Origin of the sequence: Paenibacillus periandrae (assembly GCF_022458865.1) — a bacterium.
Taxonomy (GTDB): Bacteria; Bacillota; Bacilli; order Paenibacillales; family NBRC-103111; genus Paenibacillus_S; species Paenibacillus_S periandrae.
In genome coordinates this window covers 90,691-109,058 of record NZ_JAJNMU010000007.1, presented here as the reverse complement: position 1 = coordinate 109,058, position 18,368 = coordinate 90,691, and the positions used below count along the sequence as shown (strand labels likewise).

Annotated in this window: 17 protein-coding genes; 9 read left to right on the top strand and 8 right to left on the bottom strand. The window is 46.3% G+C overall.

The genetic code is table 11. From position 1 onward, the window contains the following. Positions 1 to 15: 15 nt before the first annotated feature. The 3 genes from LRL21_RS13115 (at position 16) to LRL21_RS13105 (ending at position 4,551) form a co-directional block, all read left to right on the top strand. A complete protein-coding gene (locus tag LRL21_RS13115) occupies positions 16 to 1,881 on the top strand; it encodes a GAF domain-containing protein (protein WP_240416232.1) in 1,866 nt (621 codons plus the stop codon). A gap of 193 nt (positions 1,882 to 2,074) precedes the next feature. Continuing rightward, positions 2,075 to 4,069, top strand: a complete 1,995-nt coding sequence (locus LRL21_RS13110) for an LTA synthase family protein (protein WP_240416231.1) — start codon at positions 2,075 to 2,077, stop codon at positions 4,067 to 4,069. Between the two features lie 266 nt (positions 4,070 to 4,335). Further along, the gene (locus tag LRL21_RS13105; RefSeq protein WP_076233136.1) at positions 4,336 to 4,551 is read left to right on the top strand and encodes a hypothetical protein; all 216 of its coding nucleotides are present in this window, start codon (positions 4,336 to 4,338) and stop codon (positions 4,549 to 4,551) included. A 177-nt stretch (positions 4,552 to 4,728) separates the two neighbouring features. Here the strand turns inward: LRL21_RS13105 and LRL21_RS13100 are convergent, their stop codons facing one another. Next, positions 4,729 to 5,070 carry a hypothetical protein gene (locus LRL21_RS13100; RefSeq protein WP_240416230.1) on the bottom strand — a complete coding sequence of 114 codons (342 nt, stop codon included), beginning with the start codon at positions 5,068 to 5,070 and terminating at the stop codon, positions 4,729 to 4,731. Positions 5,071 to 5,177: 107 nt separating this feature from the next. Between LRL21_RS13100 and LRL21_RS13095 the strand changes: the two genes are divergently transcribed. Further along, positions 5,178 to 5,810 (top strand): stalk domain-containing protein, encoded by a 633-nt coding sequence (locus LRL21_RS13095; RefSeq protein WP_240416229.1) that lies wholly within the window; start codon positions 5,178 to 5,180, stop codon positions 5,808 to 5,810. A 114-nt stretch (positions 5,811 to 5,924) separates the two neighbouring features. On the opposite strand, the gene LRL21_RS13090 is transcribed toward LRL21_RS13095, so the two are convergent. From LRL21_RS13090 to LRL21_RS13080, 3 genes are read right to left on the bottom strand one after another with little or no spacing between them, the layout of a single operon-like run. Further along, positions 5,925 to 7,127, bottom strand: coding sequence for an MFS transporter (locus LRL21_RS13090; RefSeq protein WP_240416228.1), 1,203 nt, complete (start codon positions 7,125 to 7,127; stop codon positions 5,925 to 5,927). Beyond that, entirely contained in the window at positions 7,124 to 7,942 is an 819-nt protein-coding gene (locus LRL21_RS13085; RefSeq protein WP_240416227.1) for an HAD family hydrolase, read from the bottom strand. Before LRL21_RS13085 ends, LRL21_RS13090 begins: the two co-directional genes overlap by 4 nt. Next, entirely contained in the window at positions 7,942 to 8,718 is a 777-nt protein-coding gene (locus tag LRL21_RS13080) for a DeoR/GlpR family DNA-binding transcription regulator (RefSeq protein ID WP_240416226.1), read from the bottom strand. Before LRL21_RS13080 ends, LRL21_RS13085 begins: the two co-directional genes overlap by 1 nt. 247 nt (positions 8,719 to 8,965) lie before the next feature. Between LRL21_RS13080 and LRL21_RS13075 the strand changes: the two genes are divergently transcribed. After that, on the top strand, positions 8,966 to 10,060 hold the full coding sequence (locus LRL21_RS13075; RefSeq protein WP_240416225.1) for an acyltransferase: 1,095 nt from the start codon (positions 8,966 to 8,968) through the stop codon (positions 10,058 to 10,060). A gap of 142 nt (positions 10,061 to 10,202) precedes the next feature. Here the strand turns inward: LRL21_RS13075 and LRL21_RS13070 are convergent, their stop codons facing one another. After that, positions 10,203 to 12,872: an alpha-L-rhamnosidase gene (locus LRL21_RS13070; protein ID WP_240416224.1), complete on the bottom strand. Its 2,670-nt coding sequence runs from the start codon at positions 12,870 to 12,872 to the stop codon at positions 10,203 to 10,205. 151 nt (positions 12,873 to 13,023) lie between these two features. Between LRL21_RS13070 and LRL21_RS13065 the strand changes: the two genes are divergently transcribed. Then, positions 13,024 to 13,956, top strand: a complete 933-nt coding sequence (locus LRL21_RS13065; protein WP_240416223.1) for an AraC family transcriptional regulator — start codon at positions 13,024 to 13,026, stop codon at positions 13,954 to 13,956. On the opposite strand, the gene LRL21_RS13060 is transcribed toward LRL21_RS13065, so the two are convergent. After that, a complete protein-coding gene (locus tag LRL21_RS13060) occupies positions 13,949 to 15,220 on the bottom strand; it encodes a S8 family peptidase (RefSeq protein WP_240416222.1) in 1,272 nt (423 codons plus the stop codon). The two genes, LRL21_RS13065 and LRL21_RS13060, sit on opposite strands and share 8 nt — an antisense overlap. A 229-nt stretch (positions 15,221 to 15,449) precedes the next feature. On the opposite strand from LRL21_RS13060, the gene LRL21_RS13055 reads away from it, so the two are divergent. Further along, positions 15,450 to 15,719, top strand: a complete 270-nt coding sequence (locus LRL21_RS13055; RefSeq protein ID WP_240416444.1) for a hypothetical protein — start codon at positions 15,450 to 15,452, stop codon at positions 15,717 to 15,719. Positions 15,720 to 15,793: 74 nt separating this feature from the next. Here the strand turns inward: LRL21_RS13055 and LRL21_RS13050 are convergent, their stop codons facing one another. Continuing rightward, complete coding sequence (locus tag LRL21_RS13050; RefSeq protein WP_240416221.1) at positions 15,794 to 16,129, bottom strand: hypothetical protein; 336 nt, start codon at positions 16,127 to 16,129, stop codon at positions 15,794 to 15,796. Positions 16,130 to 16,273: 144 nt separating this feature from the next. Here LRL21_RS13050 and LRL21_RS13045 point away from each other — a divergent pair, with 144 nt between their 5' ends. Next, positions 16,274 to 17,617 (top strand): DRTGG domain-containing protein, encoded by a 1,344-nt coding sequence (locus tag LRL21_RS13045; RefSeq protein ID WP_240416220.1) that lies wholly within the window; start codon positions 16,274 to 16,276, stop codon positions 17,615 to 17,617. A gap of 58 nt (positions 17,618 to 17,675) precedes the next feature. Here the strand turns inward: LRL21_RS13045 and LRL21_RS13040 are convergent, their stop codons facing one another. Beyond that, a complete protein-coding gene (locus LRL21_RS13040) occupies positions 17,676 to 17,963 on the bottom strand; it encodes a YtpI family protein (protein ID WP_240416219.1) in 288 nt (95 codons plus the stop codon). A 123-nt stretch (positions 17,964 to 18,086) separates the two neighbouring features. Here LRL21_RS13040 and LRL21_RS13035 point away from each other — a divergent pair, with 123 nt between their 5' ends. After that, positions 18,087 to 18,356: a DUF1294 domain-containing protein gene (locus LRL21_RS13035; protein ID WP_420832447.1), complete on the top strand. Its 270-nt coding sequence runs from the start codon at positions 18,087 to 18,089 to the stop codon at positions 18,354 to 18,356. Positions 18,357 to 18,368 lie beyond the last annotated feature (12 nt).

Below are 18,368 nucleotides of genomic sequence, written 5' to 3'. Positions count from 1 at the left end.
TCTTCAAATCTACATATGGACCTGGGAGACGCTAACCATACCTTTTACCGCTTTGAAGGCTTACTGCTGGCCATTGAGTTCTTTACTCAACGGTTTCACTTGAACCAGCTTAGCGAGTTTTCTTTTGAATTTGTTAACGAAATTTTGACCTTGAACGCGTCTGCCCTGTTTATCAGGGATGGAGAGCGATTCGTTATGAAGCAAAAAAGGCTGTACGCGGACAAGGAATACTTTATACCTTATACAGGTAAGCTGCGGAGATTGGTCACGTTTCATGGACGAACCGTGCGTACTGATTTTACTGCATTTTTTGAGCAGCGGGAAGTCGATCATTTCCAGATGAAATGGGCTATGCCTCTAATGATTGATGATGAACTGCATGGATTTATCGTATCCAATGGCAAAATCATGGGCCAGTTTGCCGATGAGGATATTGTCATGTCAGATACGTTAATGCGGCTGATTAACAATTCAATGGAGAATAGCCAGCATTTTGCCGATTTGCAGCAGTCCAATCGCAAGCTCGATCAAAAGATTTTTAATCTGTTTGCTATACATCATAGTACCAAAGCATTGCTCTCCGAAGTGACGCTGCATCGACTCCACGAGATAGCCACCGATGTATTCAGCGAGGTATCCTCCAGTCAAATTACTTCCTTTGGTGTGGTTGATCCGATCACGGGCAGACTGCGAATTACGGGATATCGGAATGTATCCTCCTATGAAACCTACCATGGTGATTTTGAGCTTCACACGCAAGCTTATAATGGACCGATAGTCCTGCATGTGGAGCGTGACCAGGAACGAATTCAGGCACTATTCGTGAGCGGTGAGCGGCTGCGCGAACTGGAGGCCGAGTACATCATTCTGATTGTGAAGGATCACATTATTGGTATGGTCACGCTTAGTCGACCGGTAAACGATCGTGTCTATGATGAGTCTACCTTTGAATTGATAGAATCCTTGGCGACCTCTACGTTTATTGCGATCTCCAATGCGATGCTGTTTCAAGAGGTTCATCAACAGCGGGAAAGTGCGGAGAACAAGCTGAAGCTGCTCACAACGCTGAACAGATTGATTCGAAATTTGAACGAATGCACGACGAGTGAGGAGTTATGCTATTTTACGCTCAAAACGCTGCAGGTGTCCTTTGGTGTGCGCAAAGCGCTGATTTGTCTTCGTTCAGGTGATCAATATGTGGTTGCTGATGCAATCGGCTGGGAAGTGGATCACAAAGGCCGAGCTGTAATGGCACTGCCGTTTCCTGAATCGCTTGAGGCATGTATGGAGGGCGAGACCTTATCGGATTATATGGCTGACGGGGCTGCGCGTTTTTTTTCAAAGGAAGTGCTGCAATGGATGGGATCAGGCAATTGTGCGGTTCTTGCACCGCTTACTGTCGGGAATCGACTTGTGTTGGCGGAGGATCCGTACCCAAAAGGCTTGTTAGTTGTGCTCGAAGCAGCTTCATCACTGACTGAGGAAGAGGTTTTGCTGATTGACACGGTTGCCAAGAGCATAGCTCCTGTTCTGCACCAAATGAACGTTACCCAGTCTGTTGTTAAGCAACACAAGCGGGATCAGCGTCAAGTTTTTGTTCAGTCCCTGCAGCAGCATATTGAAAGCTGGCAGCAGTACCAGATACCATTTTTTCTCTACTATCAGGTGTGCAAAATGCCTCCGTTTGCGGATATGCTCCAAATCGATCAAGCGGCAGATGGATGGAACCAAAGCAATCAGGATGAGGTCGGACAAACCATATTCAGCTTTGACGGACATCGATTCAGGATTAGCAATAAGCCTATCGAGCTTCCAGGCTGGCTGTCAATCCCGAATCCCTATAATCTTCAGGCTGTGCTCTCCTTTGATTACCCAGCATAAAGGAAGCCGGTGTAAGGTGGTCTTGCTTGCCGCATATATATAAAGGTTCATGTCCAATAAAGATTAGGCAGCTTACAATGCCTGGTCTTTTTTTTATTTCATCTTAATTTAATATTCAAGGTTTACAATAGCTTTACAAATAAGAAATTCGTACAAAAGAAATAGAATAACACGGGTTAGGAGTGTAGAGATCATGCGTCGTGCTATTAAACATAAGAAGCATGTTAAGTCTTCACCGAATTGGCAGTGGGGTTCTTTCTGGACGTTCATCACATGTATAGTTATGCCCTTAGTATTAGTATTTGGAGTGGAATATATCCAACGTGGAAGCTTGAATGAAACGTGGATATGGTTCGTTCAGAACCCGAAACTGGTTGCGATGAATGCCATACTGGACTTGTTTGTCTTGTTATTGATTTATGTGCTGGCTGGTAATTTAATATTTTCTGTCGCTCTGGCCTTATTGCTGCTTTGTACAATGTCATTTGTTAGCTACTTCAAAGTGAAATTGATTGGCGAGCCCTTTTTTCCGTGGGATATTTTCCTTAATAAAGAGAGTATGAACATTTTACCGCTGGTAGCCAATAAGTCGGCTTTACTGCGAATTGGAACGATGCTGGGTGTAGTCTTGATGCTCATTATATTGTCGTTCAAGCTGCCCAAGCTGCGTTTGCGGATTGGAGGAACGCGAGTTGTCATCGGTGTGTTGGCCGCTGCCGCGTTATATTCGTTTGGTGTAAATGCTCCCTTGGCCAGTCAGTTCATGGATAAGATGGGCGCCAATGAGATCGTATGGAATCAGTCGGAGAACTATGGAAATAATGGGATGGCTTTGGCCTTTACCATGAATGTGAAAAACGCAATTGTCCCCAAACCGTCTGGCTATGACGATCCATCAATGGCGAGTTTGGCACAGTCGTTAATGCAAAATCAGGCTGGGGTGCAGACGGCGTCTGCAAAAGTTAGTGCAGATCAAGCGGTGCAACCGAACGTTATATTTATTATGAACGAAGCTTTCTGGGATCCAACGCTGCTTCCGGGTGTCGAATTCAGTCAAGACCCGCTGCCTACGGTTCACCGATTGCAGCAGGAGTCCACCTCGGGTTATTTGCTCTCGCCGCAATTCGGGGGTGGAACAAGCAACGTGGAATACGAGGTATTGACAGGGCAATCGATGAGTTTTCTTCCTGCAGGCTCCATCCCTTATCAGCAGTATATTTCCAGACCTATTCCGAGTCTTGCCGGATATTTTGAAGAGCAAGGCTATAAAAGCATGGCCATTCACTCCTACGAAGGCTGGTTCTGGAACCGCGAGAACGTTTATAAGCAAATGGGCTTTGAAAGCTTCATGAGCAAAGATCAATTCCAGAATCCACAATACAAAGGCGATTTTATCTCCGATGATGAAGTTGCCAACAGCATAATTCAACAAGTCGATAACACGAAGCAACCAAATTTCATCTATGCGGTGACTATGCAAAACCATGGCCCATATGATGACAACCGATACGGTACGAATGAGATTCAAGCTGAAGGCAGCTTGACGCCTGACGCGAAGAATACACTGGAAACTTACACACAGGGCGTATATGATGCGGACGCCAGCCTGCAGAAGCTGATCGATCACTTTACAGAGACAGGTCAACCTACAGTGATCGTATTTTATGGCGATCATTTGCCGATGCTAGGCTATGATTATGACGTGTATGCTCAGACCGGTTTTATTCAAAGCAGCAAGTCAGAGCAATGGTCACTTGATGATCTTAGACGGATGCATAGTGTGCCATTTGTAACTTGGTCTAATATCGATCTGCCGAAGGAACAAAAACCTGTATTGAGCAATTCATTTTTGGGTGCTTACATGTTGAATCAAATGGGTATGGAGCTTCCGGCGACACTTGCCTACAATGAAGAGTTATCTCGCAAGATGCCTGCCATGCTGCGGAATCTGGTCGTGGATGCTGATCAAAATATGTATCGTGCCGTACCTGATAATCTGAAGGATGATGTGAACAAATATCAGCTCATGCAGTACGATACCTTGTTCGGGAAACAGTATTTGGCGAAGAGTATGGATTCGCCCTATCTTCAGCCAAGTGTAATGCCGAATTATAATCAGGAATTTGCCGAGCAGCCACCCAAGGATGTGGACGATAGCTTGAGTGCCAGCGGAGACGAAAGTCCTTAGATAGAGAGAATTCAATAACAGCAACAGCGAAAAATCGTAGTTAAAAGTAAGATAAAAGCATACGAAAAAACGTGAGTTGAGTTCCGCTCACGTTTTTTTATGTCTACTAGATTGCTAAATCCTATATGATTAATAAGAATTAAATAATTCATCATATCATACGAATTCTAATAAATCAAGAAAGTTATTGATTTATTAGGTGAAATATAGTATTGTACAGAAGTGCCTAATAATTGGTAATACATAATTGAAGGGAGATATCTAATATGGAAAAAATGTGTATGGAAATGATGATGGGTATGTGTATGGAAGACATGATGTGTAAAATGAAATCCATGAAAATGATGATGGACAAGATGTCCGAGATGAACATGATGCAGGATATGGATACAAGCATGATGATGTCCAAAATGCAAGAGTGTGACGAGATGATGACCATGATGATGAACATGATGCGTGAAATGAAACAAACTTCAATGTAAATCATGGACAACATATTCATCAGCCAATGAATATGTTATCATAAGTAAGAGCAGAGCAGATAGCTGCATGCTATTGATTTCCGCTGGCTTTGCAGTTCACTGCTAGCCCTTCGTTCCATCCCACTGGCAGAGCGGTCGTCTGCATGCCACTATTAATGACCTCGCTGTGTAACTCGATTAACTTCTTCTGATTTTTCTTGAAATATCAATCCGCTGTGATTTTAACTCCCACACTTGCTTTCTTAAATCCTCTACCTGCTTAATATCCTGACTTTTACGTAACTCCTCATAGATTTGCAGCATATTACGGTTCACAGCATCAAACATTTTCCATAGATCCTGCTTAAGCTTCTCCTGCATTTCTTGTACCTGATTTTGGATTATAATGTCTTTCTGACTTAATGCTTCTATGATTTGCTGCTGCCAATCTGTATCACCTATATGTTTGGCGTAATTGTAGAGATCGAGATAATCATCTACCCACGCTTGGGTTAATTTCGTTAGTATTGGGGTCGTCATAAGGATCAACACTCCATTTCGAATCTTTAATGTTCTTATACCTAGTATTATACTGGGAATTATAAGAAATGCAAGCATTGTTTTTCTGATTTTAAGGGGGATTCGGGTTGAAACAATTCTTTCTTGGTTTGGTATGCGGTAGTGTTGTAATGGCTTCGACTGCCGCCTACGCATCGGACACCATTCAAGCCTATTTGTTTCCTGTCGGGTTTGAATTGAATGGTCAGGATAAGAAATTAGACAACGAATATGCAGCATTAAATTATAAAGGACATGCTTATGTACCCATTCGATTTGTGGCAGAAAGTCTTGGAATGGGGGTCAGATACATTAACAGTATTGAACTCGGCAAAGTCATTTCTATTATGGATAAGCCCGTGAACGAAGATGAAATCATGAACAAAGTGTGGGAAATCCAATATCGCTTACATATAGGAAATGATGAACAGCATGTGAAGAAGCTTCTTGGTCCGTCAACGCTTGAGAGAACAAATGACAAAAATCAGCGAGCGGCTTGGAGGTATGATTTTTCCCCGTCAGCAGATTATAAGTATCAAGGGCTGGCGATAGATAGTAAAGCGCTGGAACAAGGTGAAGTGGGCGCCCAACTGATAGTATATTGGACAGAGGATGGAAGGGTGGATGCCATCGAGCTATGGTACAAGCATGCCAAGTCAGGCAAAGTAGTTACGCATTATGTATATCCTGACGGCACGACAGGAGGAGCGACCTATGAGTGAAATGCAAACGAGTTATGAATGAACAGAGGAAGTTAAAATAGGTACCTTTACATAAATAAATACGCCACGTTTTGCTCAAGAAGAGCAAGCGTGGCGTTATTTGGTGTGCTTGGTCTAGCTCAAGCTCTCTGCGGTGGAGGCAGCAGATGTCGCTTGAACAGGCCTCATTCTCATCATAATCACAATCAGCAGCATCATCAAACCTGACAGTCCAACGAGAAAATATAGTGTCATGGTGATGGACGTCTGCTCCATAAACCTGCCTGTCAGCCATGACATGCAGGCCCCGCCAAGGCCACTGGCAGCGATCAGCTTGCTTGTGGTTTGTTCCGTTCGTCCGGGAAACAGACTGTTGGAGTAAATGAGTGCAATTGCGAACAATCCGGACATTAAGAGTCCCATTAATGTAATCACTGCGAATGCGGCCCAAGCTGTTGTGACGAACAGGAAGCAGATCAGCACGATGAAGGTGCCGAGGGTGCTCCATAGCAAATATCGCGGATACCCGAATTTCTCGGCTAACAACCCACATACGAGTCTGCCGACAATCATAGCTCCCCAATAAAAGCTGACACTAAGCGCAGCAAACGCGGCGTCCAGCTTCATCGTTTCCAGTAAAATAGAAGGCAGGAAATTAACAAGACTCATCTCCAGACCAACATAAACGAAAAACAACAGGATGCAAGTGCTAACCATAACCAGAGGTACAAATCCACGGTTAACGGTAGACACTGCGATATGCTTTTCAATACTCTTTTTGTTAATTAAAAGTTGTCCATGTGTGGATGTAAATCGCGACCAGGCCCATGCCAGAAGCAGTGCGAACAAGCAGGTAGCGTAGAAGCTTATTTTCCAATAGCCGGAAGCAATCAGAATGCTGATTAGAATCGGCATCGATAACGCTCCAACCCCGTAAAACACCTCCAACCGGCTTAAAGCTACGGCTGTTCGATCTTTTACCGCATCTATGATCATTGCTCCTATGGTGGATTCAATAATTCCCGAGCCGAATCCGACCAAGGGTATAAAGCACAACACAATCGACCATGGTGGAAGTATGGCAATCACGATAAACCCGACAAATATAAACCATAACGTAAAGGACAGCATATGGGACCGTCCGAACTTTTTGGACAACAGTGGCTGGGTAAGCACCCCTAATAAAAATCCGCAAAATTGAGCAAATATAAGATTGCCACCATCGGCATAATTGCGCCCATAGTGGGAAAGGAGTTCAGGTAAAAGTGCAGCAATCACGACCGAAGTAATTCCAATGAGTAAATAAAAGCAGCAGCAAATCCAGATTAATCGCTTCATGTAAGATTCGCTTTCGTGTCCGTATTGTTTGTGTTCAATTGAAATGCCCAGGCAATAGCCTCCGCTACACTATCCACAACGTACGCTGCGCGAGCCTGAACTTCAGGGTGACTTGAGCTGATTGCGAAGCTGTGAGGGATAACACCGAACATCGGGATATCGTTAAAAGAATCGCCGATACAGATGGTTTCATCTGCACGTATACCGGTATGCGACAGCAGCGTCTGTAAGCCTGCACCTTTGGAAACATGGCGGGGCATCACGTCCATACAGTTCACATCGGAAATATAGGCATCAATCTTGTCTCCATGAACGGATACAACCTGCTGCTGAAGCATAATCAGCTGCTCCATCTCACCAATAAATGATATTTTGCAGCATAACAGCTCACTGCCAAGTGCCTCAATGGCATGTGGTATGACACGAAGCGGGGCCAATAGATTCGTTTCTATGGCAGCGTAGCCGTCATTCATCTCTGTAACGAAATAATAATCAGGAGTGCACATAACCGGATATAGAGCTGTACCCTCAGCAGCCAGTGCGAGTTGTCGAATGAGTGAAGTTTCAAAGGTGTCCTGCTGTATAAGCTGCTGATCTATAGTGTGAACAAAGGCGCCATTTTGCGAAACCGAATGTGCAGCTATTCCGAGTTCCTGGATGACATGAACAATTTCCGGGTGCATACGCCCGGACGCAAAGCTGACCGTAATCCCGCTCGCAATAGCGTTGTGAATAGCTGCACGATCCTCAGGCTGGATATGGTGGCCTGTTTTCAAAAGAGTTCCATCTAAATCACTGACTATTAATTTGATCATCAATCTGTATCTCCTTTGGCAATCATGATGTCGATCTGGTGCTTAAGCAAGGTTTCCTTCATGGCATCCTCTGGCTCGCGATCGGTGATGAGAATATCGATGCGATCGAGTCCCGAGATTCGGTGAAAATGCTTTTTACCAAATTTGGTATGGTCGGCGAGCAATATGACCTGATCGCTGCGGCGCATCATTTCCTTGGTGATATAGCCTTCTTCCTCATAAGGGTCTGTAATGCCATCTTCAGTAATTGCACACGTTCCGAGCAGCAGCTTGTGTACGTGATAATCCTTGAGATTGCTTAGCGCTCTGGCTCCGTATATGAAGCGATGCTCTGGATGAAGCACTCCTCCAAGCAAATGGACAGCAATGTTTTCCTTGTAATTGAGAATACTGGCAATGTCTATGGAATTCGTGACGACAACATGGTCCTTCGTACGGATTTGTTCGGCGGCGCTTTGTACGGTTGTAGAGGCGTCTAGCAGTAAGTAATCACCATCAAGCAGCAGAGAGGCGGCGAGCTGGCCGATAGCTCTTTTGGAATTCGTAGTCGCTTGATCGTGAAGCCGTTCATTGTAGTTAGCAATGGTGCGGGACAACGTAGGCAGGATAGCGCCGCCGCGTGTACGGAGAATGTGACCCTGCTCCTCAAGCTTAATAATGTCTCTGCGAGCGGTGTCTCGTGAAATGTCGAACAGCTCGCATATATTTTCAATGCTGACCCGGTGATGGACCTGTAAAAATTCCATGATCCCGATCAACCGCTCTTCCTGATACATGTTGAGCCTCCTTTTTCCATGGGGTGTGGTTAGCAGTGGTCATTATGTTCTATGTTGATTATAAGTAATTGTGCATTTTAAATCAATTAATTTTAAGTAAATATAAGTTTTTATGTGCAAATATAAGTTTTTACAAAAAAGTTACATCTGATAAACGCTTCCATGTGGTATGATTAAGGATGATCACTATAAACAAACATTAGCAATAGGTCCGTTTATACAACGGATCGGAGGGAAGGCAAATATTTTGACAGTAAAAAAACCAAAGCTTATAGAACTGGATATCGTAAGAGCCTTTGCCATATTGGCTGTTCTCGTTATTCATGGGACATCGGAAGCAACAGTTGAAATACCCATAGGCTCGACATCCCAGGCACTGTATTTAGGGATCAACAAGTTCAGTAATTTTGCCGTTCCTTTATTTATATTTTTAAGTGGATTGGTATTGTTTTATCGGTATATCGATGATTGGAGTGGTAAGCAGGCCGTTACCTTTTATCTAAAAAGGGTAAAACAAATTCTGTTTCCTTACCTGCTGTGGTGTGTGTTTTATTATGTATATAATCAATGGATCTATGATCCGGATAATCTGCATTGGGATTGGCAGGAGCTTCTTGGTATGCTGCCTTGGTCCGATGCGTCGTACCATCTTTATTTTATGGTTATCATCGTTCAGTTCTATCTGGTATTTCCGTTATTAATCTGGCTGAGCCGGCTCTGGAAGGGCTTTATGAACAGTCTGGTCATCATTGGGATAGCCGTACAGGCTGCTTCCTATTGGTATGAGCATATGGTTGCGCCATTTGAGCATTCTGCTTCATTATGTGTTACATATTTCAGCTTGTTCACTTTGGGTGGATACATAGGTGTACATTATCAAACGTTTGTAAACTGGATTGGGCGGCACATTGGCTGGGTTTTACCATTAAGTGTGCTGCTCGGACTCAGCTTTATGGGGATGTTCCTGATTGAACAATCCAGTGAAATACGTTTTGCCGGCATCTGGTATACGATTATTTTTAATGTGTATCCGATGTTTGCCGCGATGGGCTTTATCTGGATTGGTCGCAAAATATTGCAGTATGCTCCGAAGCTCTCCAAGGCCTTGATTTCATTGGGCGCTGTTTCATTTGGCATTTATCTGATGCATCCTGCGCTGCTCAGTTATTGGCGCACTCATGTAACGAATGCGACTGGCAATATCCTGCACTATCATGCGTATACGATCTCAGCATTTTTGCTCAGCTTGATCGTTCCGTGGCTGCTGGTTTCCTTATATGGTCAGGTGGTCAGATGGCTGAAATTGCGCAGCAAAAGACAGCCGCAGAGAGGCGCTGCATAATCCTGCGACGGCTGAGTAGAGGTGTAAGGTGCCGAACTGTCTTCGATACGTACAGCAGAACCTGCATATTGCTCACTGAAATGAACCAAGTTAAGGCCCGCTATCCGCTGATCAGCTCAGCAATAGCGGGCCTTTGATTGTATTACGGGTTAGCTGTGAATAGATAGCTTCCAGAGCCTAATGTGATCGTAACACCATCTGCCGATTGCTGACGGGTATAGATGCCCTCGGCTTCGAAGATCGAATGCCCACTCTCGCGCAGTGTCTCCAGCCGGGCATCCGGGAGGTATACCTCGGCAGTTGTATTGGCAGGGATGGTAATGCTGACGATCCATCCTCCTTGCTCGGTCCGTTCCCAGCCGGAATGAATCATTCCGTACATCGACTCCAGCGAAGCCTTGGCGTATTCAAAGCCTTGACCGACTCGCGGCCGAATCTTGATATGCTTGTAGCCTGTTGCCTGATGGTCGGTATCAAGCCCGGCGACAACCTGATACAGCCAATCGCCGATGGCTCCATACGCATAGTGGTTGAAGGAATTCATATCATCGCTCCAAAATGAACCGTCTGCCTTCACGCCATCCCAATGCTCCCACATCGTCGTTGCACCTTGCGTCACAGGATACAGCCAGGAAGGATAGCTCTCCTGCAGAACGAGCTTTAAGGCAACATCATGCTGTCCATTCTCGGATAATACATGGCATAGATAAGGCGTACCTACGAAGCCGGTTGTCAGATGGAAGCTGTTCTCCTCAATTAGCTCGACCAACGTTCGGACAATGCGTTTCTTTTGCTCGCCTTCTACCAGATCGAACATCAGAGCAAGCACATGTGCGGTTTGTGTAGCTGCGCATAGTCTTCCGGCAGGTGACACGAACTCATTGCGGAACTGCTCCTTGATTTTACTGTACAAGCTCTCATAAGTCGCAGCGTCACTTGATTTACCAAGCACTTTGGCGGTTTGGACAAGCAGGCTTGTGGAATAAGCATAGAAGGCTGAGGCGATCAGATCGCTCGGTGTTGCTCCCTTATAGCTGTTTTCCTTGGCATCGAGTCCAAGCCAATCGCCAAAATGAAATCCGCTGTTCCACAAATAGGTGTTGTCGCCCTGGCTGTGAATGTAATCCACCCAGCTCTTCATACTGTCATATTGCTCCGCCAGCAGTCGCTTATCTCCATAGCTGAGATACACAGTCCATGGACATATGACGGCAGCGTCGCCCCAGGCTGAGGAGGAATGAGTATCCTGTGGCAGCACGTCTGGAATCACATGAGGGACACCACCGTCTGGGAATTGATCTGCCTTCAGGTCACGAACCCATTTGGTGAAAAAGGGGGCTACGTTGCGGTTAAAAGCCGCTGTGCGGATGAACACCTGGGCATCTCCGGTCCAGCCCAGCCGCTCATCCCGTTGAGGGCAATCCGTCGGTACATCGAGAAAATTTCCGATTTGTCCCCAAACAATATTGTGCTGCAGCTGATTAATCAATGGATTTGAGCATTCAAAATGGCCGGTCGTCTCCAGGTCTGTGGTGATTACACAACCAGTGAACTGCTCAAGCTTCGGCTCTCCGGGATAACCTTCGAGCTTCACATATCTGAATCCCTGAAACGTAAAGCGCGGCTCATAGGTTTCCACGCCTTCTCCCTTGCATACATAAACATTGGTTTGTTTGGCTGATCGTAAATTACCGGTGTAGAAGTTGCCTTCCTTATCAAGCACCTCGGCGTGCTGTATGGTGATGGTATGGCCTGCCTCGCCTTCGACAGAAATATGCATCCATCCGACCATATTTTGCCCCATATCGAGTACCGTTTCTCCAGCTGGTGTTCGTATCAGCTCGATAGGTTGGAGCCGTTCAACAATACGCGCCGGATTATTTTCCTGGGCAATCAGAATCTCTTTGGAATGCTCGCGCACAGTGGTTCCGCTCCAGCCCGAATCGTCGTAATCCCATGTATCCCAGCCGCTTTTTTCAAGTCTGGCATCGTAGGTTTCTCCATGATACAGCTCAGACATACGAATGGGGCCTTCAGATGCTTTCCAGTCGTCGCCTGTCTTGATGATCTGTTCGCTTCCATCCTCATAAGTGATATGCAGCTGCAACAGTGCAGCCCGCTCGCTGCCAAAGCAGTTGCGCTGTGTCTGCCAGCCCAAATTGCCCTTGTACCAGCCGTCCGCCACCATCATGCCAAGTGCATTATCTCCGTTCTTTAGCAGTTCGGTCACAGGATAGGTTTGATATTGAAGCCGACTTGTATAACTGGTCCATCCAGGGGTAAACAGTGCATCTCCAACCCGATTGCCATTCAGGCTAAGCTCATAGAGTCCCAACGCGGTAGCATAGATGACTGCCCTGCTGACCGGACTATCAATCTGAAAAGCGGTCCGAAACATGTCGATAGGCTCGGCTTGCTCGGGATCACGCGGAATACTGGTTGTAATCCAGTCAGCTGTCCATTCCGATGGATTCAGCAGGCCGGTTTCCCAGTAAGCGGTTTCACTCCAATCGCTGTGCTGACCGTGCTCGCTCCATACCCGGATGCGGTACACGTATCGGGTACGCGACTCAAGCGCAGTTCCCTCATACACAACATGTACGGATTGATCAGAGTTGACCTTGCCTGTATCCCAAATGAGCTGAGTATCGAACAGCCCGGGAGCAGCGGCAACCTGAATTTGATAGGCGTTCTGCTTGACATTGCGTTGTTCTGAAACAAGCTTCCAGCCCAGTCTTGGCTGTATGACATCAATTCCAACAGGATTACTGCGATACTCGCATGTTAAATGCATAACTTGTAATGGCTGCATAATACACCTCTTAGCGTGGATTTGGATTTGTAATTATTTTAGTATGGTTCGGCTGCAAAAGATTGGGTTAGACTTGACATGTTTATAGGTGTATATTGACATTATAAAATGAGCTAGGGTTATGAATATGGGACTAGGGAGAGTGTAGCTCTTGAGCATTCGCAGATCAATCTACTCGTTGACAGGTCAGACTTTTTTTGGACCTGATTTTCCTTTGTATGTAAATCGCGCCAGTGAATCCTTCGAGATGCTGGAGCATCTGCACGATTTTGTTGAGGTCAGTTATATTAGTGAAGGAAAAGGCTATCATTATATTGATGATCAGGTTGTGACTGTCCAGAAGGGTGATCTTTTTTTTATTCCAATCGGGGTTTCCCATGTGTTCAGGCCTGCGCAGGCTTCGGCTAAGGAGCGTTTAATCGTGTATAACTGCATATTTCATGACCAGTTTTTCGAGCGTATTGCTACTAGCGATTCCAGTCTATGGGCTCCTGATGACGTTGCTGCACTGCGGGCCTTGAATCAGGAGAAGAGCTGGTTTGTGCATCGGGAATCGCATGGTGAAGTAGGCGCTTTAATGCACCAGCTGTATGTGGAATTTAACGATACCCAAACGGCGCGCCGCATCATGCTGCTGTCTTATGCGCTGCAGCTGCTTGTATGTATCGTTCGATCCTCGGCAGGACACGCTGACGTTGAGGCAGAGCCGGAAATGAAACGTTTGAATACGGTACTGGAGGAGCTTGGCCGGCGGCTTCAAAACCCTCCTTCTTTGACCGAAATGGCGGCAGCGATCAATCTGGGCTCCAGACAGTTTCATCGGCTTATGAAAAAGGCCACAGGCCAAACTTATATGGAATACATCCAATTCCTGCGGATTCAAAAGTGCTGCGAGCTGCTGCTGCTAACTGACGACAAAATAAGCACCGTGGCCGAGCTTATAGGGTATAAGGATATGAAATATTTTCATGCTTTATTTAAACGAAAAACCGGATTAACACCTCGGCAGTTCCGCACACAGGCAGGCAGGGCCTCTCCAGAGATCCTGACCCATCCTGCTCTGTTCACAGAAGGTATTACCTGACCTTGCCTCCCAAGGCTTGCTTGCGGTTGCGTGCTTTGGCTGCGGCAAATCGCATATTCAGTTCTCCCGCACCTTGATCACGAGCTGACTGTTTCAAAGAGTAGGCATTGCGTTTCAACAAGCGTTTTACTTGAGCAGGTGTTAGTCGGGAATTTTGCTGCAGCAGCAGGGCGGCGGAGCCTGCTGTAATCGGAGAGGAGAAGCTGGTACCTGACAGCTTGAAATACCGTTTGCCTACCCTATTGCCCGGAAGCGTGCGATCCAACTCAGAGCCATCTGCACGCAGCGAGATTATATTGGTTCCGGGAGCTACAAGATCAGGTTTGGCTCCTCCGCCCTTGGCAGGTCCTCGACTGGAAAATGCAGCGATTTGATCATCCGATTCGCGTACCGTGTTTCGATCATTCGTGGCACCCACGGTGATAGCCAGTGGACTGATGCCGGGGGAATCAATGGAGCCCTTGGCAGGCCCTTCATTACCTGCTGACACGGTCACGACAAGTCCAGCCCGAACGGCTTTGCTTACGGCTTGACATAAGGGATCGTTGCTGCAGTTCTCTACAGCCTGTTTACCAAGCGAAAGGTTGAGTATGCGGATGCCAAGCCGTTTTCGGTTATTGACACACCATTCTATGCCTTTGATAATCGTTGAATCATATCCCCCGCCCTGCTGATCCAATACCTTGACCCCGACAATGCGGGCACCTGGTGCTGTTCCTCGATATTTACCTTTGCTGGAGTAACCATTGCCGGCGACATCGCCTGCTACATGTGTCCCGTGACCGTTATCATCGTAAGGCTTGGTTCTGTTGTTTACAAAATCCTTGAACGCTGCAATCCGATTGGCCGGTTGGGTCAAATCTGGATGAGGAGCTACACCAGTGTCGAGAACAGCTACGGTAACTCCTCGTCCTGTGGTGCCCCGCGAGCGGACAGCTACTGCGCCTACAGCGGGTGTTGCCACGTTCAGATTGATGCGGTTTTTACGGTCAAGCACAATTTTGGCTACGTGTCGATGGGAGCAGATAGCCTTCAGACAAGCGGGGGATACATGTGCAGCCCAGGAGCCAATCAGCTTAAGATGGGCCTTTTCTTTAAAATGATGATTGCCTTTATCCAGTTTTCGCTTCAAGGAAGAGACATGCCGTTTGCTTGCAGTGCCTGCAAAGCGGACGATGACGCGTACTGTCTTCTGCTTGGCCGAGCGCTGGCAGCGGCAGGTTGCACGGTGTAAAGAAGCGGATACCTTGCGATGTTTTTTCAATAAGGTTCACCTTCTTATGAGTTTTCGAAGAAAACTTACTTCGTAAGGAACAGCCGAGTTTTCGAAGAAAACTTACTTCGTAAGCCACTCGTTCCCAACAAAATATGCGCTGCTGCGGCTACATTCTATTAAATTCATTAATTTGGGCTATTTGGCTATCTGGATTCATAGACTATAGAGAACAAGCCTTATTATTGAATGGAAGCGGAGGGATGCTTGCTTGAAAGGGATGAAATCGGTGATGTATATGGGTCTGGCGCTGGGTATGCTGTTCTATGCCGTCCCCAGACTCGATATCAGGTCGGGCTTCACACTGCCTACGATTTTTGGAGTGATCTGGGTACTATTCGCGCTGATGATTGTGGCCGCTCATCTTCATGAGCTGATTGGTGTAGATGAGCGGAAGAAGCAGGAGATTGGGCGTGTCAAGCGGATGAAAGGCTGGCAGATGGAGCAAGTGTTATCCGGCCGTCGCAAGCTGATGCAATTTAAGAAGTAATGCCAAAGAGCCAAACTCCGATCGTGCGGAGAATGGCTCTTTTGTGTGCATGAGGGTCGAGCAGTTCAGCAAATTTAAAGGAGTGCGATGGTCAGCAGATTAAACAATACTAGTGGCAGAATCACATTGTTATATGCATATTGCTGCTGAGCGGCTGCCAGCGGATTAAAGAAACCGCGTACGTGGCCAGGCAGAGGGTTCAAATACAAATGTACATCGTCAATATGGATAATATAACCTTCAAAGGTTGTACCATGAGTGGTTTGTACACGCACCGGTCGATGCATGTGCTTCTTGCATATGCCATGAATATGCTCCTTCATGTGGTGAAGCTTTTCGACCATAGCGGGCTCCATCTGGTAGACAGCTTCGCCAGCTGGATTTGAGTTTGCAACGGGTTGATTATACATCGATAAGGCACCTCCAAAATAAGTATACGTTATCCTATGCATGAGCCCAGATATTGGTTCGTGAAGGGCTTTTTTTTATGCTGAAGAGCGTTTATAATGAATCATACAGATTAATACAGAGATTCAGAGATTGGTGGTACAGTTATGGACTATACAGCGCAGGAAACGGCTACCAAGCATGAGCAAATATTAAAATATATTGAGAACCTGAAGATCGGTTCAAAAATTTCGGTTCGTAAAATCGCCGAGAAGCTTGCAGTCAGCGAAGGTACCGCCTATAGAGCTATCAAAGAAGCAGATAATTTGGGGCTGGTCAGCACCAAGGAGCGGGTTGGCACAGTTCGCGTGGAAAAAAAGCTGCGTGATAACATCGACAAGCTGACTTTTGCCGAGGTTGTTAATATTGTAGACGGTGAGGTACTGGGCGGACTCGGTGGTTTGCAAAAAACGTTGTATAAGTTCGTGATCGGCGCGATGCAGCAGGATGCGATGATGCGCTATATTGATCCGGGCAGTCTGCTCATCGTAGGTAACCGTAGTAAGGCTCATATATGTGCGTTGGAGCAAGGGGCCGGTGTGCTGATTACAGGCGGATTCGGTACGAGTGAAGAGGTGAAAAGGCTTGCCGATCAGCTGGAGCTTCCGATTATTTCAAGCAGCTACGACACGTTCACGGTAGCTTCCATGATCAATCGGGCCATTTATGATCGACTCATCAAGAAAAAGATTTTGCTGATTGAGGACATCGTGCCTCCTTCCATGGAAGTCGTTGTATTGAAGAGCCACCATACGCTCAAGGATTGGCAGCGGCTTAATGAACAGGCAGGACATAGCCGGTTTCCGGTAGTGGATGAATGGAATCGGGTCATTGGGATGATTACATCGAAGGATTTGATTGGCGCAGAGCCTGAGCAAACGATGGATAAGCTGATGACACGCAATCCGTTGACCGCCGCGCCAAATACTTCCGTAGCAACAGCAGCGCATATGATGGTTTGGGAAGGAATTGACCTGCTCCCCATCATTGATACGAATCGTAAGATTATGGCTGTCATTAGCCGTAAGGACGTATTAAAGGCGATGCAGCACATTCAACGGCAGCCGCAGAATGGGGAGACCTTCGAGGATTTGATCTGGTCTGGCTTTGCAGAGGAACGCAACAAAGAGGGATACCCCATATTCCGTGGGGCCATTACCCCCCAGATGACGAACCAGCTTGGCACCGTATCTGAAGGTGTATTGACCATACTGATGAAGCAGGCTGCGTACCATATTGTGCAGGATATCAAAAAAGGCGATCTCGTTATGGACAATATGTCCTCTTATTTTGTCAAGCCTGTGCAAATTGACAGTGAGATCGAGATTCTTCCAAAAATCATTGAGGTGAGTCGTAAATTCGGTAAAATAGATGTCGCCATCTATCATGCGAATACGCAAACACTGGTTGCGAAAGCGATGCTCACTGCACAGTTTATTGATCAGGTCTAGAAGTCCGGTGAAGAACGAGCGCAGCGAGACTTATTCACCGCACTTCTAGAATGCCTTATTATTGACGGGTAAAGTGGGCATGATTGCGTAGTCCTGAGAACAGGTTAAACGCACCGAGCAGGAAGCAAATAGTGCCGAATACGCGGCGGATATTGGAATCCGTGAAAAAAAACAGCTGGCTGACAGCAATCAGGACGAGCATAATCCCCATCATGATGTTCATTCGTGAGCTATAGATGCCTCGCAGCTTGGGATCGACATGCTTACGGGAGCGGAAGCTGTAGTAGACAGAACAAGCCAAAGTAACGAGAATAAGCGCGAACAAAATGGTCTGAACGGTTTGCATGAATGACGCACATCCTTTATTCTAATCGTTGATGCTAGAGAGTGAACAATATTACTAATGTAACGATTTTTGAAGGTAAAAGCAACGAAAGGCTTCTACTCATCAGTAACTCTGGAGGTTCAAGTGAATATACTTCTTATCTATTTGATAGTGATGAATGTTTGGGGCTTTATCAGAATGGGTCAGGACAAGCGGTACGCCAAAAAATCCCGTCAGCGGGTTCCTGAGAAGCAGCTATTCCTCATTGCCTTACTCGGTGGAGCGGTTGGAGGCTGGATAGGGATGCGGGTATGGCATCATAAAACCAAACACAGATCATTCACGATCGGCATCCCGCTGTTGATGATTTTTAACGCGGCAGTTGTTTATCTGGTGATCAGGTTTTTACAATAGAATTCGATTTTA

What these genes read in the sequence shown, in the direction of transcription:
- LRL21_RS13085 (WP_240416227.1), bottom strand. Translation starts at nt 7,942, where the DNA reads ATGATCAAATTAATAGTCAGTGATTTAGATGGAACTCTTTTGAAAACA.
- LRL21_RS13050 (WP_240416221.1), bottom strand. Translation starts at nt 16,129, where the DNA reads ATGTATAATCAACCCGTTGCAAACTCAAATCCAGCTGGCGAAGCTGTC.
- LRL21_RS13080 (WP_240416226.1), bottom strand. Translation starts at nt 8,718, where the DNA reads ATGTATCAGGAAGAGCGGTTGATCGGGATCATGGAATTTTTACAGGTC.
- LRL21_RS13100 (WP_240416230.1), bottom strand. Translation starts at nt 5,070, where the DNA reads ATGACGACCCCAATACTAACGAAATTAACCCAAGCGTGGGTAGATGAT.
- LRL21_RS13090 (WP_240416228.1), bottom strand. Translation starts at nt 7,127, where the DNA reads ATGAAGCGATTAATCTGGATTTGCTGCTGCTTTTATTTACTCATTGGA.
- LRL21_RS13115 (WP_240416232.1), top strand. Translation starts at nt 16, where the DNA reads ATGGACCTGGGAGACGCTAACCATACCTTTTACCGCTTTGAAGGCTTA.
- LRL21_RS13110 (WP_240416231.1), top strand. Translation starts at nt 2,075, where the DNA reads ATGCGTCGTGCTATTAAACATAAGAAGCATGTTAAGTCTTCACCGAAT.
- LRL21_RS13040 (WP_240416219.1), bottom strand. Translation starts at nt 17,963, where the DNA reads ATGCAAACCGTTCAGACCATTTTGTTCGCGCTTATTCTCGTTACTTTG.
- LRL21_RS13105 (WP_076233136.1), top strand. Translation starts at nt 4,336, where the DNA reads ATGGAAAAAATGTGTATGGAAATGATGATGGGTATGTGTATGGAAGAC.
- LRL21_RS13070 (WP_240416224.1), bottom strand. Translation starts at nt 12,872, where the DNA reads ATGCAGCCATTACAAGTTATGCATTTAACATGCGAGTATCGCAGTAAT.
- LRL21_RS13045 (WP_240416220.1), top strand. Translation starts at nt 16,274, where the DNA reads ATGGACTATACAGCGCAGGAAACGGCTACCAAGCATGAGCAAATATTA.
- LRL21_RS13055 (WP_240416444.1), top strand. Translation starts at nt 15,450, where the DNA reads ATGAAATCGGTGATGTATATGGGTCTGGCGCTGGGTATGCTGTTCTAT.